This window comes from Micromonospora lupini str. Lupac 08, assembly GCF_000297395.2.
GTDB classification, from domain to species: Bacteria; Actinomycetota; Actinomycetes; order Mycobacteriales; family Micromonosporaceae; genus Micromonospora; species Micromonospora lupini.
The window spans coordinates 6916700-6932490 of record NZ_HF570108.1; the positions used below are offsets into that span (position 1 = coordinate 6916700).

Here is a 15791-nt window from a genome sequence, read left to right on the forward strand (position 1 = left end):
ACCGCAGGAGGGGCTCGGTGGGTGACCGGTCGGGCTCAGCCCGGAGCCGAGGTGATCGTGCGCAGTTCGGCGGCCACCTCGGCGATCAGATCGGCGAGCGAGGCATCGCTGTCGGGTGCGACCCAGCGGGCGTACGCGACCCGGAAAACCGTGACGCCGGACTCGGTCGCCAGGGCGGCTGTCGTCGCGCTGAGGCCCTTGGCACGCAGGGCGGCGGCGACCGCGGCCGTCAGCGAACTCATCTTGCGCAGCTCACGCTCCTGCAACTCGGCGCTGCTGGCAATGATCGACTGGCGCATTCGGACCAGCTCGAGGCGGTCGGCGAAGATCTCGTCCGCCACCAGGCGGAAGGCGGCGACGACCGCCTCGAACGGGCCGGCGCCCGTCTCGGTCACCGCCTTGACCAGCACCGCCTCCAACTGCTCGCCGCCGCTGAAGAGCGCCTCGCGCTTGTCGCCGAACAGTCGGTAGAAGGTGCGCTTGTCGAGGCCCGCGCGGGCCGCGATGTCGGTGACAGTGGTCTGTTCGAAGCCGCGCTCGCGGAACAGCTCGAAGGCGGCCGCCGCCAGGCGGCCGCGCGCGTCCGGTTGCCAGCGGGCCATGCGGCGATGGTATCCGATGTCACGTTGCGACATTCTTTCCGACCGAGCCATGTCACATCGCGACATCGCGAGGTACGGTGATGTCACAAGGCGACATGCCCCTCTCACAAAGGAACCACCATGCGCGTATTCGTCACCGGCGCCTCCGGCCACCTCGGCTCCGCAGTCGTGCCGAACCTGCTCTCCGCCGGACACGACGTCGTCGGTCTGGCCCGCTCCGACACCTCCGCCGCCGCGATCGAGAAGCTCGGCGCCGAGGTACGCCGCGGCGACCTGTCCGACCTCGACGTCCTTCGGGAAGAGGCGGCCGCCTCCGACGGGGTGATCCACCTGGCGTTCCGCCACGACCTCATGGTCAACGGCGACCTGGCCGGCGCCGCCGAGGTCGACCTGGCGGCTCTCACGGCACTCGCCGACGCCCTGGCCGACTCCGGGAAGCCCCTGGTCGGCACCGGCGGGACAGCCATGCTCGTGCTGGGCGGCATCGTCGGCCGCCCCGGCACCGAAGGCGACACCTTCCCGGGCGGCGGCTACCGGATCGACGCGGAGAACTTCGTGGCCGGGCTCGCATCCCGCGGCGTGCGCTCCTCAGTCATCCGGCTCGCGCCCACGGTGCACAGCTCGCTGGACCGCCTCGGCTTCATTCCCACAATCATCGCGAGCGCCCGGCAGCACGGGTACGCCGCGTACGTCGGCGAGGGCGCGAACCGGTGGCCGGCCGTGCACACGCTCGACGCCGCCCAGCTGTACCGACTGGCCCTCGAAAAGGCCCCGGCCGGTACGCGCCTGCACGGCGCCGCCGACGAAGGAGTCCCCTTCCGGCAGATCGCCGAGACCATCGGCCGCAACCTCGACATCCCGGTCCGGAGCATCAGCCCCGACGAGGCGAACGGGTACTTCGGCTTCCTCGGGACGTTCGCGCAGCTGGACAACCCGACGTCGTCCGCCGTTACACGCGAGCTGCTGGACTGGACCCCCGCCCACCCCAACCTGATCGCCGACCTGAACGAAGGGCACTACTTCCAGGCGTGACCAACGGACGGCAGCCCGGACCGTAGGGTCGGCACGGTGACGCAGCAACGCGGAGTGAACTGATGCCGGTCCGGTGGCGGGACGCGATGACTCACGCGCTCTACGGGCCGGGCGGCTTCTTCGTCGCCGGCGCCGGGCCGGCCGACCACTTCCGCACCAGCGTGCACGCCTCCCCGGCCTTCGCCACCGCGCTGCTACGGCTGGTCTCTCAGGTCGACGCGGCCCTCGGCCACCCTGCCCGCCTTGATGTTGTCGACGTGGGGGCGGGGCGGGGGGAGCTGCTGCGGGCTCTCGTCGGGCTTGCGGTGGGGGTTTCCGGGGAGCCCACCCGCTCCGGGCGGTCAGGCTTGATCCCTGCGCGGGCGGGCTCCCCGGAAACCCCGACTCCCACGGCCTCCGTCCGTCGGTTCCCCGACGAGCCGTCGTCGGTCGCCGCCCGTCCGTCCCTCGCGGCCCGTGTGCGCTTCACAGCAGTGGAGTACGCGCCCCGTCCCGCGAACCTGCCCGAAGAGATCACCTGGACAGCCGAGATCCCCGCCGAGATCACCGGAGTGCTCCTGGCAACCGAGTGGCTGGACAACGTCCCGCTGGACGTGGCGGTGCACAGCGAGGACGGCTGGCGATATGTGCTGGTCGACCCGGAGAGCGGCGCCGAGTCGGTTGGTGAACTGGTCGACGCTGCTGACCTCGACTGGCTGACCACCTGGTGGCCCAGCACAGCGAGCACTCCCGCCGCCGCCTGTGACCCGACCTCGGGCACCACGAGCCCTGCCACCGCCGACTGTGACCCGACCTCGGGCACCACGAGCCCTCCTACCGGCGAGGGCGACTCGACCTCGGGGTTGACCGAGACGGACCCGACCAGCGAGAGCGAGTCGGGTTTCCGGGCAGCCCGGCCGGCGCAGGGATCAAGCCTGACCGCCCGGAGCCGGCCGGGCTGCCCGGAAACCCCCCACGGCGACCAGCCGGAAACCCCCCACAGCAACCAACAGCACGCCGAGATCGGCCGGACCAGGGACGAGGCCTGGGCGGATGCGGTCGGCAGGATCAGCCGAGGGTTGGCTGTCGCGGTGGACTACGGGCATCTGCGGGAGGGGCGGCCCGTCGACGGGACGTTGACCGGGTACCGGGGTGGGCGGCAGGTGCCTCCGGTGCCGGACGGGTCGAGTGATGTGACAGCGCACGTGGCCATGGACTCGGTCGCCTCCGCCGGCGCGGCGGTCGCCCGGTGTGCGTACTCCCTGGTCTCGCAGGCCGAGGCGCTGCGGGCGCTCGGGGCCGACGGCGGGCGACCGCCGCTGAGCCTGGCCGGCGTCGACCCGGCCGGCTACGTGCGGGCGCTGGCCGCCGCGTCGGCGGTGGCCGAGCTGACCGACCCGGCCGGGCTCGGCGGACACCTGTGGCTGCGCCAACCGGTCGGCATCCCGTTCGGGCCGGCCGTGGCACGATGACGGGCATGACCACCGACGCCGGGGCCCTTCGTGAACTGACCGTCGGCACCGGGGCCGGCCTGGTCGCCGGCACCGGCGATCAGCAGCTCGGCACCGACATGGTGCTGAACATCGGCCCGCAGCACCCCTCGACGCACGGCGTGCTGCGCTTGAAGCTGGTGCTCGACGGCGAGCGGGTCATCGCCTGCGAACCGATCGTCGGCTACATGCACCGGGGGGCGGAGAAGCTCTTCGAGGTGCGCGACTACCGGCAGATCATCGTGCTGGCCAACCGGCACGACTGGCTCTCGGCGTTCTCGAACGAGCTGGGTGTGGTGCTCGCCGTGGAACGGCTGATGGGCATGGAGGTGCCGGAGCGGGCCACCTGGCTGCGGATGGCCCTCGCCGAGCTGAACCGGGTGCTCAACCACCTGATGTTCCTCGGCTCCTACCCGCTGGAGATCGGGGCGATCACGCCGGTCTTCTACGCCTTCCGGGAACGGGAGACCATCCAGGCGGTGATGGAGGAGGTCTCCGGCGGCCGGATCCACTACATGTTCAACCGGGTGGGCGGGCTGAAGGAGGAGGTGCCGTACGGCTGGACCGGGCGGGCGCGCGCGGCGATCGGCGAGGTACGCCGGCGGCTGCCCGACCTGGACCACCTGATCCGGCGCAACGAGATCTTCCTGGCCCGTACGGTCGGCGTGGGCGTGCTGTCCGCCGCGGACGCCGCCGCGTTCGGCGCGTCCGGTCCGGTGGCCCGAGCCTCCGGGCTAGACCTGGACCTGCGCCGCGACGATCCCTACCTGGCGTACGACGAGCTGGACGTGCCGGTGGTGACGAAGACCGCCGGGGACTGTCACGCCCGCTTCGAGGTGCTGCTCGACCAGGTGTACGTCTCGCTTGATCTCGCCGAGCAGTGCCTGGACCGGGTGGACCGGTTGACCGGGCCGATCAACACCCGGCTGCCGAAGGTGCTCAAGGCGCCGGAGGGACACACGTACGCCTGGACGGAGAACCCGCTGGGCATCAACGGCTACTACCTGGTGTCGCGCGGCGAGAAGACTCCCTGGCGGTTGAAGCTGCGCACCGCCTCGTACGCCAACGTGCAGGCGCTGGCCACCCTGCTCCCCGGCTGCCTCGTGCCGGACCTGATCGCCATCCTCGGCTCGATGTTCTTCGTGGTCGGCGACATCGACAAGTGAGCGGGGCCGGGGCCGTTCCGCAGGTCAGCGTCAGCGCCAGCGGTCGGTGACCGGGGCGCCGCCGGCACGCGGCACGTCGTCCTGCGGCGGGTAGCCGTACCGTTCCTCGACCCGGCGGCGGCCGGCCCGCTCGGGGGCGGGCTCCGGCTCGTGGCCGCGCTGGCGCGGCGGGCGCCACTCGTCCGGCACGGGTACCCCACCGACCGGCAACGCCGGCCGGCGGTCGTCCTGCCAGCCGGCGTCCTCGTGCCGGCGTGCGTCCTCGTGCCGGCGCGGGTCGTCCTGCCGGCGTTGGTCGTCGTGGCGGCGTTGGTCGTCGTGGCGGCGTTGGTCGTCGTGGCGGCGTTGGTCGTCGTGGCGGCGTTGGTCGTCGTGGCGGCGTTGGTCGTCGTGGCGGCGTTGGTCGTCGTGGCGGCGCGGGTCCTCGTGGCGGACGGACGCCCAGCGGTCCGCCACCCGGTACTCGGTGCCCGTGGCGTCGGCGTGCACCTTGGCCCGACGTTCCCCGACGTGCAGCTCACGGCCGTTCTCGTCGTCCCGGACTGCCGCCCAGCGGTCACCGGCCCGCAGCTGCGACCAGTACTCGCCGGTGTCGTCCGCCCGCAGCGCGGGACCGGGTTGCGGCGCACCGGCGTGGCCGGGCTCGGCCTGCTCCGACCAGCCACGGTCGTCGCGCGGCGCTCGGCCACCCCAGGCGGGCTCGTCGGACTGGGCGTACGCGTCGCGCTGGCCGGTCCACTCCGGCTCGTCGCGGCGAGCGGTCCATCCCGCCTTCTCGTCGCCGGCGTCGGGCCCGGGTCGGTCCCGGCCCGAGCCGTCCCGTGCGCCCCTCCAGCCGGAGTCACCCCGTGCGGCGGGCCGCGGACCACCCCAGGACCGGTCCTCGACGGGGCGAGCCCGGTCGTCGGCAGGACGAGTCCGGTCGTCGGCGTACGGGGGCCGAGGGCTCTCGGCTTCGTCCCACGACTGGTCGGCCGGCCGGGCACGGCCCTCCGTGCCGCCGCCCCGGGTCCATTCCTGGGCCGGCGCGGTCCACTGGCCGGCGTACCCACCCCCGTAGCGCCCGCCCGGCTCGGCCGGGCCGCCGTCCACAACAGTGTGCCGGGTGGTCACGTGCACGGTCTCGGTGTGCCGGACCACGCCGACCGGCCGATGCGCCGGCTCCGGGCGGTCGTGCTCACGCGGGCGGTCGTGCTCGCGGGGGCGGGGCGCGGCGGCGTACCCGGACGCGGGCCGCTCGGAGCCGTACACACCGCCGGCGGTCGGCTCGGGGGGCGCGTCGGCGGCGGCGCGGTGACGGTACGCCGGTTCGTCGTCGGCGCGCTCGTCGCGGCCCCACCGACCGGCCACCTCGTCCGGACCCAGGCCACGAGCCCGACCGGCCACCTCGTCCGGAGCTGGCACCCGCACGCGCCCGGCGACCTCGTCCGGAGCCGGGCCCCGAACCCGCCCGGCGGACTCGTCCGCGCCCGGCATCCGGACCCGGGCGGCCGGCGTCTCGCCGGGGACCGGCATCCGACTGCGGACGGCCGGAGCCTCGTCCACCGGGTCGGCGGCCGGCGCCCGCACACGACCAGCACCCGCCGGCTCGACCGCCGGGGTGGCTCCGGCCAGGGCCGCTCCGGTGGCATCCAGGCGGCGGCGGACCGCGGCGATCCCCTCCTGGGCCCGCTGCGCCTGGTCGAGCGCCTGGTTGCCGCGCTGCGCGGCGGCGACGATCTCGGCGCGCAACTCCCGGCGCAGCTCCTCGATCTCGTCCAGCAGCTCATCGGCGCGAGCGTCGTCACCGTCGGGGCGCAACGCGATGGAGAGGCCGATCAGGACCACCGCCACGATGGCGAGCACCGCCGCGAAGCGCAGCGGACCGTTACCGTCAGCGACCAGAAGGATCAGCGCCGCCACCGGGGCCAGGGCCACGCCGCCCCAGAAGAGCACGGTCAGCAGCAGCGGTTGACGCCGGACGTCGGGGGTGACCGGGGCTGGCATGGGTGTGCAGCCTACCGACGATCCCCACCGGAGGGAACGGGTCCCCGGACGCGCGGACGCCCCCGCTCCGAGACGGGGAGAGGGCGTCCGCGACGCACCCGAAGGAGCCTCAGCTGGTGGCGAAGGCGCCGTCCGAGGAGAAGACCAGACCCACGCTGATCTTGCCCTCACGCAGCCCGTTCTTGGTCAACGGCCCGCCCTGGTCCAGCGAGGAGAACGAACCCACCGAGAGCCCGTACGTCTTCTCCAGGCCCGGCTTGCAGAACGGACGCTGCTGGCACTCCGGCGGGCCGCCCAGCACCGTCGCGCTGCCGGAGCACTTCGCGGCCAGTTCGGAGAGGGTCCGCACGCCGTACTTGTCGGCGAACTCCTTGGTGACCGCGAACGCGTTCTGGTCCTGCGCGGCGGCCGGGGTGCCGAAGGTGATGCCCACCTTGTCGCCCTCGGCCTTGAGCTTGGTCACCGTCGTGTTGATGTCGGGCGAGGACACCGGCTGGGCGTTCTTACCGTTGGCCTTGGTGTTGAGGAACTCGGCCATTGTCGACGCGTACTCCGGGACGACCTGGATCTCGCCCTTCTCCAGCGCCGGCTCGTACAGCTCCCGGTTGCCGATCTGCTGCACCTTGACCTGGTAACCGGCGGCGGTGAGCGCGATCCGGTACAGCTCACCAAGCGTCTGGCTCTCGCTGAAGTTGCCGGCGCCCACCACGATCTCGCCACCCGGGCCCTTGGCGATGCCCGCGGTGACGTTGTTGGCGCTCGCGAACTCCTCGGCGGCCACCTTGGGGGTCTTGCGGTCGGCGTCGACGGCCTTGTTGAGCTGGACCAGCTTCGGGGTGTCGAGCGCCGCGGAGACCTTGTCCAGAGCGGCGATCACCTGCGGGTTGGCCACCTTGCTGTTGACCGCCGGGATGACGTTGTCGGAGTTCTGGAGCTTCTTGTCGTCCGTCAGAGCGATGAGCTGCTGACCGGCGACCGGTGCGCACCCGGCGCCGGAGGCGCTCGTCTGGGGGGCGTCGGTGCCGGACGAGCCGGCATCACCACACCCGGTGAGCAGTGCTGCCCCGGCGACGGCGCCGATGGCGCCCATCGCCAGACGTGTACGTGCGCGCATGTGTGCCGCCCGCCTTCCGTGTCCCGGCGCGGCCCGTCCCGGGCCGGCCGCGTGTCCGACGGGCGATCCTGACTGTCGGCCGCCCGCAACTTCCACCCAACATGGTCCGCGAGCGACCGACAACCTGAGATGGGCTTCGTCACCGCATCGTCACCGACCGGCCCGCCGCTGGTCGCCGCTTCGGCGGCCACTCACCCGGACGGACCACCGGAGGACGGCGCGTCAGGCGCGGCCGGTGGCGTCGGCGGGCCGGGCGCGGCCCGCGCGCTGCCGCCCGCGCCTAAGGGGACGGGGAGTGACCAGGCGTTCCACGATCCCGAGGAGCAGCTCGGCAAGCAGCGCCAGCCCGGCCACCAGCACACCACCGGCCACGATCTGCCCGCCACCGGCGGCGATGCTCAGACCGAAGCCGGTGCGGATGATCTCGCCGAGACCGCCACCGTTGACGAACGAGGCCAGCGCTGTCGTGGCGATGACCTGCACGGCGGCGGTCCGGAAGCCGGCCGCCAGGTACGGCACCGCGAGCGGCAGCTCCACCCGGCGCAACAACTGCCCGCCGGACAGGCCCATCCCGCGGGCCGCGTCGCGCGCCTCCGAATCGGCCTGACGTACGCCGGTGTAGGCGTTTGCCAGCAGCGGTGGGACGGCGAAGACGGCGAGCGCCACCACCACCGGCGTACGCCCGAAGCCGAGGAAGGTAAGCGGCAGGATGGTCAGCAGCGCCAGGGTGGGAATGGCCAGTGTGGCGTTGGACACCAGCACCACCAGGCCACCGCCCCGGCCCGCGTGCCCGAGCCAGAGCCCGACCGGCCAGGCCACCAGGCAGCCCAGCGCCACCGCCAGGGCGGAGATCGTCAGGTGCTCACCGAGCCGGTCCAGGATGCCGCCCGGGTTGCTCCAGTTCAGGGGGTCGTTGAGCCAGAGCACCGCCTGGTGCACGGGGTTCGCCGCGGCGCTCACCGGACACCCCGCGCGGACCAGGGGGTGACCAGCCGGCCGACGAGGACCAGCAGCAGGTCCAGCAGCACCGCTAGCGCCACGCAGAGCACCGTGCCGGTCATGATCTCGGCCTTGTAGAGGTTGTTCTGGAAGCCAGCGAAGATCAGTTGGCCGAGGCCGCCGTGCCCCACCAGCACCCCGACGGTGACGAGCGCGACGGTCGAAACGGTGGCCAGGCGCAGCCCGGTCAGGATGCCGGGGATGGCCAACGGCAGGTCGATCCGGAAGAGCCGCCGCCACCGGCCATAGCCCATGCCCTCGGCGGCCTCGCCGACCTCCGGCGGCACCTGGTTGAGCCCCGCCACCACGTTGCGGACGATCAGCAGCAGCGCGTACAGGACCAACCCGACCAGCACGGTGGTGGCGCCGGTTCCCAGGTACGGAGCGATGAACGCGAACAGCGCCAGTGACGGGATGGTGTAGATCACGCCGGTGACGCCGAGGATCGGGCCGGCCAGCGGACGGACCCAGTACGCGAGCACGGACAACGGCAGGGCGATCAACACCGCGATCAACACCGCGCGTCCCGTGAGGGAGGCGTGTTCACGCACGGCAGCGAGGATCGTGTCAGAGTTGTCCCGCACGTACTGCCAGGAGAACCAGGGGTTACCCGGGTCGGCCCGGTAGCTCAGGCGGAAGGACATACGTGGACGTTACCCCGGAGGTTGCCAGCGTGGCCGAATCCCCTCGCGCGGCGTCGATCTCCCTGCAGGGCATCCAGAAGCGCTACCCGAACGGCACCGAGGCCGTGCGGGAGCTGAGCCTGGACGTCAGGGCCGGCGAGTTGGTGGTGCTGATCGGCCCGTCCGGCTGCGGCAAGTCGACGGTGCTCCGCATGGTCAACCGCCTGATCGAGCCGACGGCCGGGCGGATCATGCTCGGCGACGAGGACGTCACCGACGTCGACCCGGTGCGGCTACGCCGCCGGATCGGCTACGTGATCCAGAACGTGGGCCTCTTTCCACACCAGACGGTCCGGGCGAACGTGGCAACGGTTCCGGGCCTGCTCCGCTGGTCCCGGGATCGCACCCGGGCCCGCGTCGACGAGCTGCTCGACCTGGTCGGCCTGGACCCGGCCCAGTTCGGCCGCCGCTACCCGCACGAGCTGTCGGGTGGGCAGCGGCAGCGGGTCGGCGTGGCCCGCGCGCTCGCCGCCGACCCGGTGGTGCTGCTGATGGACGAGCCGTTCTCGGCCGTGGACCCGATCGTCCGGGCCCGCCTGCAGGAGGAGTTCCTCCGCCTCCAGGCCGAGGTCCGCAAGACGATCGTGCTGGTCACCCACGACCTCGACGAGGCCGTCCGGCTCGGTGACCGGATCGCGGTGCTCTCCCAGGGCGGGCATCTCGAGCAGTACGACACGCCGGCCGCCCTGCTCGGCGCGCCGGCCACCCCGTTCGTCCGCGAGTTCGTCGGGGCCGACCGGGGCATCCGCCGGCTGGCGGTCACCCCGCTCGACCGGGAGTCCCTGGAGCCGGTGCCCGGGGACGCGCCCGCCGATCTGCCCACGGTGGCTCTGGACGGCACGGCGTACGACGCGCTGGCGGTGCTGCTCACGTCGGGACGGGACCGTCTCGTCGTGACCGACGACGGCCGCCCGGTGGGTGCGCTCAGCCGCCAGGGCCTGCTCGACCTAGGGCGTACGACGGGCTGACCCGGCCGGCGGCGGCACCCGCCCCCGCCGGCGTCGCTCTGATCAGGCGCGCCCGCCGAGACTCGCGGTGCCGATGATCCAGCCGGTGAGGAAGCCGTAGCCGGCGCCACTGCTGGCGTCCTGCAGCGCCGCCAGCAGCGACGGGTCCGGGCCGAGCAGAGCCGCCAGCACGGCGGCGAGCCCGCCGGCCAGCACGTACGCGGCCCAGCCGGAGAAGAACTGGCTGACCGGGCCGGGCACCCGGGCCACCTGCGCAGCGGGCAGCAGGTAGAGCAGCGCCACCGCGAGGACCACGAGCGCGACGGCCCGCAGGTCGGCGGCGAACAGACCGCCGGCCTGCCCGTCCGCGTCCAGCCGCCAGGCCGGCCAGGCCAGCAGGCGCAGGTAGAAGCCGCCGGCCGAGTCCGGGTCGGTAAGTGTCGCGGCGGCCCAGCCGGTGTACGCCGGGCTGCCACAGATGCCGACCAGCAGCAGAGCCGCGAGTGCGCCGGTGCCGGCCGCCGTCCCGTAGCCGCTGACCGGGCCGCTACGGACGAGTCCCATGATCCGCCCAGGTCCCGTGCCGGCCGGCCGGGCGGACCTGGGCTGCCCCGAACGGCTCAGTGCTTCAGCAGGTAGTCGATGAAGGCGGCCCGCAGCAGCGGCGCCGACTCCTCGTAGCCGTGCCCGGTCAGCTCCCGCCACAGGGCGTTCGCCTCGTCGATGGTCGGGCCGATCGAGTTCGGCGCGCCGTCCAGCACCGTGGCCTCGTCCGCGTTCGGCAGGTGCCGCAGCACCGACCAGTAGAACCCCACGTCGCGACTCTCCCGGGCCCGGGCGAACGCCCGCTCCCGCAGCTCCTCCGTGGACAGCGCGTCGAGTTCCTCGAACGAGGTTCCGCCGGGGGTGGCGGCAGGTGTATCGGTCATGCGGCGAGCCTAACGGTCGAGATCAGCGCCGGCTCGGCGGACGGGACACGGCTCACCTGTCGTCGGCGTCCCAGCGCCGCGGGCCGGTCTCCCAGCGGGGGTCACGCCACGGGTCGGCCGGTTCCGGGGCGGGCGGTGTCGGCAGCGTCGGAGGCCAGTTGTCCGCCGGCTGTGACCGGGGCACGTTCCACCCCGTGCTGATCGTGCCGTCGCCGACCGGCTCGACCTTCTCCACGCTGCCCGGCCGGGGCCGCCCGAACCTCTCGACCAGCCGGGTCACCAGCAGCCCGACGCCGAGCGCCACCCCACCGACCGTCCACGAGCTCACCGTCAGGTCGCGCTCCGGCGCGTACTCCTGGAAGACGGTGACCAGGCCGACCGCCAGCACCGTGCCGAACACCCCGCCGCGGCGGCCGTACGCGCTGGTGCCGCCGAGCAGGGACACGCCGATGGCCAGTACGGTCCAGTCCAACCCGGAGGTGGGTGTGACAGCCCCGGGGCCGTTGGCGGCGAGCAGGACACCGGCGAGCGCGGCCAGCACCGTGGAGCCGACAAGCGCGACGGCGGCGACCACGGCGGCCAGCGTGCCCCGACGACGGGCCGGGTCGGCCACCGGTCGGTACCGACCGACCAGCCGGCGAACCGACCTGATCGTGCCGAACAGACCGCCGAGGACCGCCACGGCGGCGAACCCCGCGAAGAGATAGCCGGCCGTACGCCTCGGGTCGTAGTCCCCCTGCACCAGGATCGACGTCGACCGACGTTCGATGTACACGACGACGCCTGCCGCTCCGGCCAGGCTCGCCGCCCAGGCGGGCACCTGTAGCGCCACCACGGCCAGGGCCAACACGAGACCGCCCACCGCGGCGACCACGACGGCCGACCCCACGGACGTCGCCAGACCCCGGTCGCCCTGTTCCGCGTAGTGCAGCGCGGCGGCGACAGCGACCGGCCCGACGGCCAGGTTGGGCACGGCGGTGCGCAGGCTCAGCCCGGCGGCGAGAGCGAGCAGCCCGAGGCCTACCGCGCCGACCAGCAACGTGCGCAGGCCGACGCCGCGCAGCGCGTCCGGATCGGCCCGCCAGAGCAGCCAGCCCAGGGCGACGAGACCGACGAGCAGCAGGAATTCCCAGTACACGTGCACGCCGACGCGGTCCCGACCGGGCTCGCCGTGGGTGGGATCGTCGAAGACGTTCTCCAGGACGGCGGCAGGAACCCCTGACGAGGGTTCGACCGACGGGTCCCGGCCCGTGTCCTCGTACCCCATGGCACCGCCTCCCCAGTGGCCGGCCGTCCCGGTCCGGCGCACGGACGGATCGGGGGCGGCCGTTGCTCTCCGATCGGAGGCACCGTACCCGCGCCCGGAGCCAGGCGTAACCCCCTGCTCAGCGCTGGCCGGGACGGCTCTGACGCTGGTCCGGCTCGTGCTCGTCGTCCGGGCGCTCCGGGACCCGGCAGGAACGCTCCAGCCACAATGCGGCCCCGACCAGCGCCAGCGACGCCACCAGCCCGGCCCCGGCGGCCGGCCGGTCCCCGATGGCGGCCCGGGTGGTCTCGACGAACAGCCACCCGCCGAGCCCGGCGTAGAAACCGGCGAAGATTGCCCCGGCCAGCGCCGACGCCTTGGCCAGCACCACGAACCGGGCGACCATCAGCGGGTTGACCGGATCCCGGCCGGGCTTGCGCTCGATGCGACCGCGGGTGTTGACGGCCGCGTAGGCCTCCAGCACCGCGAGGGCGGCCAGTGTCACCACCGGCAGCCACGGCAGACGGGGGATGCCGCTGTAGTAGAAGGTGCTGATCAGCAGCCAGGCCACCGCCGCCGCACCCAGGGCGGCCACGACCAGGGTCGAGATCCGGGTGGGGCCCATCCGCGACCGGTCCGGCCCCGGACCGCCCGGTGGTGGGGACTTCGCCTGCGTCATGCCGGCCGGCTCCACTGGGTCATGCCGTCGACTCTAACGCCAGTTCCGGCCGGGGACGCAGTTCCAGCGCGTCGTCGGCGGCCGGGCCGGCGGTGAGCAGGTCGGTCAGCCAGCCGTGGCCGGGCAGCCGCCCGTACGGCTGGATGTCGATCCACGGTCGCAGCACGAACGCGCGCAGGTGCGCCCGGGGATGCGGCAGGGTCAGCTCATCCTCGTCGCTGAGTACCGGCTCGTCGTCGTCGCCCCAGACGGCGATCACGTCCACGTCGAGGGTGCGCGGCCCGAACCGCCGCTGCGGGTCGCGGACCCGGCCGGCCGCGCGCTCCGCGGCCCACGCCCGCTCCAGCCAGTCGCGCGGCGTGGCGGCGGCGTCCTGGGCCAGCACCACCGCGTTGAGGTACGCGGGCTGGTCGGCGTCCCCCCACGGTGGAGTCTCGTACACCCCGGAGATCACCAGCACGGCGTCGCCGAGCGTGGTGACGGCAGTCCGGAGGTGCTCCAGGCGGTCGCCGAGGTTGCTGCCCAGCGAGAGCACGGCCCGGGTCATGGGGTACGCGTCCGGGTCATCGTGACGGCCACGTCGGTGAACGTGTGCGGCACCGGTGCCTCCGGCTTGTGCACGGTTACCGTGGCGGCGACGACCCGCTGGTCGGCCAGGCAGACGGCGAGCAGCCGGTCGGCGAGGGTCTCGATCAGGTTGACCGGCTCGCCGGTCACCACCGCCACCAGACGTTCGGCCAGCTCGCCGTAGTGGACCGTGGCGGTGACGTCGTCGCTGGCCGCCGCCGGGGCGAGGTCCAACTCCAGGACGGCGTCGACCACGAAGTCCTGCCCCTGGGCCCGTTCGAAGTCGTACACCCCGTGCCGGCCGCGGGCCCGCAGGCCGGTCAGCTGGATCCGGTCGGTCATCGCTCCCCCTCTCGTCGTCGGCGCGTTGTGGTGGCGGGCGGGCTGCTCATGTGGGCCGCCCGTCGGCGCGCGGTGGTGGCGGATGGGCTGCTCATGTGGGCGGCCCGCCACCGGCGCGGGCGGGGACCAGGCGTGGGCTGCCGGTGGCGGCCCAGACGGCGAGCGCGTCGACGGTGGCGCGCACGTCGTGCACGCGTACGCCCCAGGCGCCCGCCGCGACGGCCAGCACGCTGGTGGCCACGGTGGCGGCCTCCCGCCCGGCGGTGGGTCGTGGTGCGCCGTCGGCGCCGGCGAGCAGTCGGCCGAGGTAGGACTTGCGGCTGGCGCCGAAGAGCAGCGGGTACCCGAGGTCCAGCAGCTCCGGCAGGCGGGCGCTGAGCTCCCAGTTGTGGACGGCGGTCTTGGCGAAGCCGAGGCCCGGGTCGACGACGATGCGGTCGGCCGGAACTCCGGCGGCCAGCGCCTCGTCGATCCGCTGGCCCAGTTCGTCCCGCACGTCGGTCACCACGTCCGTGTAGCTGGCCAGGTCGCGCATCTTCCGGGAATGGCCGCGCCAGTGCATCAGGACCCAGGGGCAGCCGGCGTCGCGGACGACGCGGGCCATGTCGGGGTCGGCCAACCCGCCGGAGACGTCGTTGACCACCGCAGCGCCGGCACCCAACGCGGCCTCGGCCACGCGCGCCCGGCTGGTGTCGATGCTGACCGGCACACCGGCGGCGGTCAGCTCGCGGATGACCGGCAGCACCCGCTCGGCCTCGGTCACCGCGTCGATCCGCTCGGCGCCCGGACGGGTCGACTCACCGCCGATGTCGACCAGGTGCGCTCCGGCCTCGCGCAGACGGACGCCGTGTCCGACGGCCGCGTCGAGGTCGGCGTACCGTCCGCCGTCGGAGAAGGAGTCCGGCGTGACGTTGAGGACGCCCATCACCACCGGGCCCGGGGCCCGTACCAGATCGGTCACGACTAGACGGTACCGGTCGCCGCGGCGACATCCGGTGGCCCGGGTCGACCACCCCTGACGTGCTCATTAGAACAGGTGTACGATCGGTCATCCGCGCAGCAACGGGCATCGCGTTCGCGGCTTGTCGCAATCCGGGGCGGCCCGTACGCTTTGGAATTGGCCAGCATCGAGATGGCGAAGCCTGGAGGGAGGGCCGAAGCGGGGAAAAACCGCCCAAAGCTCGCCACGCTCCGTGGTGAGTAACGAACGCAGGGTCGAGAACGCTGCGCCCTGCGAGCAGATTTCCCGCCAGGCTTGCCTACTGCACCGCCGCGGCACCGCCGGCCGCGATATGGGGAGGTTCCAGTGATCGCCTTCGAGCTCATGGAGACGGCGTCGTCCGGCGTCGCCCACGCGCTCTCCACCCTGGCGTCAGCTCCGCTCGCCGAGCCGGCACCGAAGGGGATCGACACCAGCGGTGTCGTCACCTTCTTCGCCAGCAAGATCGCGCCGATCCTGCTCGCCGTCCTGGGCGTCATCTTCATCGGTCGCGCCAGCCGCGGCGAGATATCAAAGGTCCTGACCAGCTCCGCGATCGCCATCGTCGGGCTGGCCTTCATCGCCGGCGCGGCCACACTCTTCTTCGTCGGCGATTACCTGATCGACCTGATCTTCGAATAGGCGCGTTCACCAGATGCGGCTACGCACCGACGACGACATCTACCGGGCCCGCCTGGTCTACCTCGGGCCGCCCGGCTACACCCTTCCGGTCCACCTGCCCTACGCCCAGTACGGGCTCTTCATGCTGCTCGTCCCCCTCTACATGTTCATCCACTGGCTGTTCACGTTGACCGTCGAACTCTTCCCCGCCTGGGAGATCGCGCTCGCCATCGTGACCACGTCGTTCATCTTCCGGCACGTCGACCCCGACCGGCCGGCGCGGGTGGTCATCCGCACCGCGCTCACCGACTGGCGACGTACCCGGGAGCCGGCGATCGAGCAGCGCGACCCGCGCCTGGTCGGCAGCCGGATCAGGATCCGGGAGGAGCTGGCATGACCGGGCGTACACCGAGCGGTCCGTCGCACGACG

18 protein-coding genes are annotated in these 15791 nt (G+C 73.1%); 6 read left to right on the forward strand and 12 right to left on the reverse strand.

The genetic code is table 11. The features are described 5' to 3' along the window. Positions 1-35: 35 nt before the first annotated feature. On the reverse strand, positions 36-602 hold the full coding sequence (locus tag MILUP08_RS32795) for a TetR family transcriptional regulator (RefSeq protein WP_007466067.1): 567 nt from the start codon (positions 600-602) through the stop codon (positions 36-38). 120 nt (positions 603-722) lie between these two features. Between MILUP08_RS32795 and MILUP08_RS32800 the strand changes: the two genes are divergently transcribed. The 3 genes from MILUP08_RS32800 (at position 723) to MILUP08_RS32810 (ending at position 4269) form a co-directional block, all read left to right on the forward strand. After that, positions 723-1634, forward strand: a complete 912-nt coding sequence (locus MILUP08_RS32800; RefSeq protein ID WP_007466069.1) for an SDR family oxidoreductase — start codon at positions 723-725, stop codon at positions 1632-1634. A 458-nt stretch (positions 1635-2092) separates the two neighbouring features. Then, positions 2093-3085 carry an SAM-dependent methyltransferase gene (locus MILUP08_RS32805; protein ID WP_083916098.1) on the forward strand — a complete coding sequence of 331 codons (993 nt, stop codon included), beginning with the start codon at positions 2093-2095 and terminating at the stop codon, positions 3083-3085. After that, positions 3082-4269 carry an NADH-quinone oxidoreductase subunit D gene (locus tag MILUP08_RS32810; RefSeq protein WP_007466075.1) on the forward strand — a complete coding sequence of 396 codons (1188 nt, stop codon included), beginning with the start codon at positions 3082-3084 and terminating at the stop codon, positions 4267-4269. Before MILUP08_RS32805 ends, MILUP08_RS32810 begins: the two co-directional genes overlap by 4 nt. A 30-nt stretch (positions 4270-4299) precedes the next feature. Here the strand turns inward: MILUP08_RS32810 and MILUP08_RS32815 are convergent, their stop codons facing one another. From MILUP08_RS32815 to MILUP08_RS32830, 4 genes are all read right to left on the reverse strand, one after another. After that, entirely contained in the window at positions 4300-6255 is a 1956-nt protein-coding gene (locus MILUP08_RS32815; RefSeq protein WP_007466077.1) for a hypothetical protein, read from the reverse strand. Positions 6256-6364: 109 nt separating this feature from the next. Beyond that, positions 6365-7345 (reverse strand): glycine betaine ABC transporter substrate-binding protein, encoded by a 981-nt coding sequence (locus MILUP08_RS32820; RefSeq protein ID WP_237747217.1) that lies wholly within the window; start codon positions 7343-7345, stop codon positions 6365-6367. Positions 7346-7591: 246 nt separating this feature from the next. Beyond that, the gene (locus MILUP08_RS32825; RefSeq protein ID WP_007466081.1) at positions 7592-8329 is read right to left on the reverse strand and encodes an ABC transporter permease; all 738 of its coding nucleotides are present in this window, start codon (positions 8327-8329) and stop codon (positions 7592-7594) included. After that, positions 8326-9012, reverse strand: coding sequence for an ABC transporter permease (locus MILUP08_RS32830; RefSeq protein WP_007466083.1), 687 nt, complete (start codon positions 9010-9012; stop codon positions 8326-8328). Before MILUP08_RS32830 ends, MILUP08_RS32825 begins: the two co-directional genes overlap by 4 nt. A 2-nt stretch (positions 9013-9014) precedes the next feature. On the opposite strand from MILUP08_RS32830, the gene MILUP08_RS32835 reads away from it, so the two are divergent. Next, positions 9015-10019, forward strand: a complete 1005-nt coding sequence (locus tag MILUP08_RS32835; RefSeq protein ID WP_039907054.1) for an ABC transporter ATP-binding protein — start codon at positions 9015-9017, stop codon at positions 10017-10019. A 42-nt stretch (positions 10020-10061) separates the two neighbouring features. Here the strand turns inward: MILUP08_RS32835 and MILUP08_RS32840 are convergent, their stop codons facing one another. From MILUP08_RS32840 to folP, 7 genes are all read right to left on the reverse strand, one after another. Beyond that, entirely contained in the window at positions 10062-10562 is a 501-nt protein-coding gene (locus tag MILUP08_RS32840) for a hypothetical protein (protein ID WP_007466087.1), read from the reverse strand. Between the two features lie 56 nt (positions 10563-10618). Beyond that, positions 10619-10927, reverse strand: a complete 309-nt coding sequence (locus tag MILUP08_RS32845; RefSeq protein WP_007466088.1) for a hypothetical protein — start codon at positions 10925-10927, stop codon at positions 10619-10621. Positions 10928-10979: 52 nt separating this feature from the next. Beyond that, positions 10980-12194, reverse strand: a complete 1215-nt coding sequence (locus MILUP08_RS32850) for a hypothetical protein (RefSeq protein ID WP_007466090.1) — start codon at positions 12192-12194, stop codon at positions 10980-10982. A gap of 118 nt (positions 12195-12312) precedes the next feature. Beyond that, positions 12313-12852, reverse strand: a complete 540-nt coding sequence (locus MILUP08_RS32855; RefSeq protein ID WP_007466092.1) for a DUF3180 domain-containing protein — start codon at positions 12850-12852, stop codon at positions 12313-12315. Positions 12853-12871: 19 nt separating this feature from the next. Further along, positions 12872-13399: a 2-amino-4-hydroxy-6-hydroxymethyldihydropteridine diphosphokinase gene (gene folK / locus MILUP08_RS32860; protein WP_007466094.1), complete on the reverse strand. Its 528-nt coding sequence runs from the start codon at positions 13397-13399 to the stop codon at positions 12872-12874. After that, on the reverse strand, positions 13396-13761 hold the full coding sequence (gene folB / locus MILUP08_RS32865) for a dihydroneopterin aldolase (protein ID WP_007466096.1): 366 nt from the start codon (positions 13759-13761) through the stop codon (positions 13396-13398). The genes folK and folB overlap by 4 nt, the downstream gene beginning before the upstream one ends. A 91-nt stretch (positions 13762-13852) precedes the next feature. Continuing rightward, positions 13853-14722: a dihydropteroate synthase gene (gene folP, locus MILUP08_RS32870; RefSeq protein WP_007466098.1), complete on the reverse strand. Its 870-nt coding sequence runs from the start codon at positions 14720-14722 to the stop codon at positions 13853-13855. 345 nt (positions 14723-15067) lie between these two features. Between folP and MILUP08_RS32875 the strand changes: the two genes are divergently transcribed. Both MILUP08_RS32875 and MILUP08_RS32880 read left to right on the forward strand, forming a co-directional pair. Continuing rightward, entirely contained in the window at positions 15068-15382 is a 315-nt protein-coding gene (locus MILUP08_RS32875) for a hypothetical protein (RefSeq protein ID WP_007466099.1), read from the forward strand. Positions 15383-15395: 13 nt separating this feature from the next. Further along, on the forward strand, positions 15396-15758 hold the full coding sequence (locus MILUP08_RS32880) for a hypothetical protein (RefSeq protein WP_007466101.1): 363 nt from the start codon (positions 15396-15398) through the stop codon (positions 15756-15758). Positions 15759-15791 lie beyond the last annotated feature (33 nt).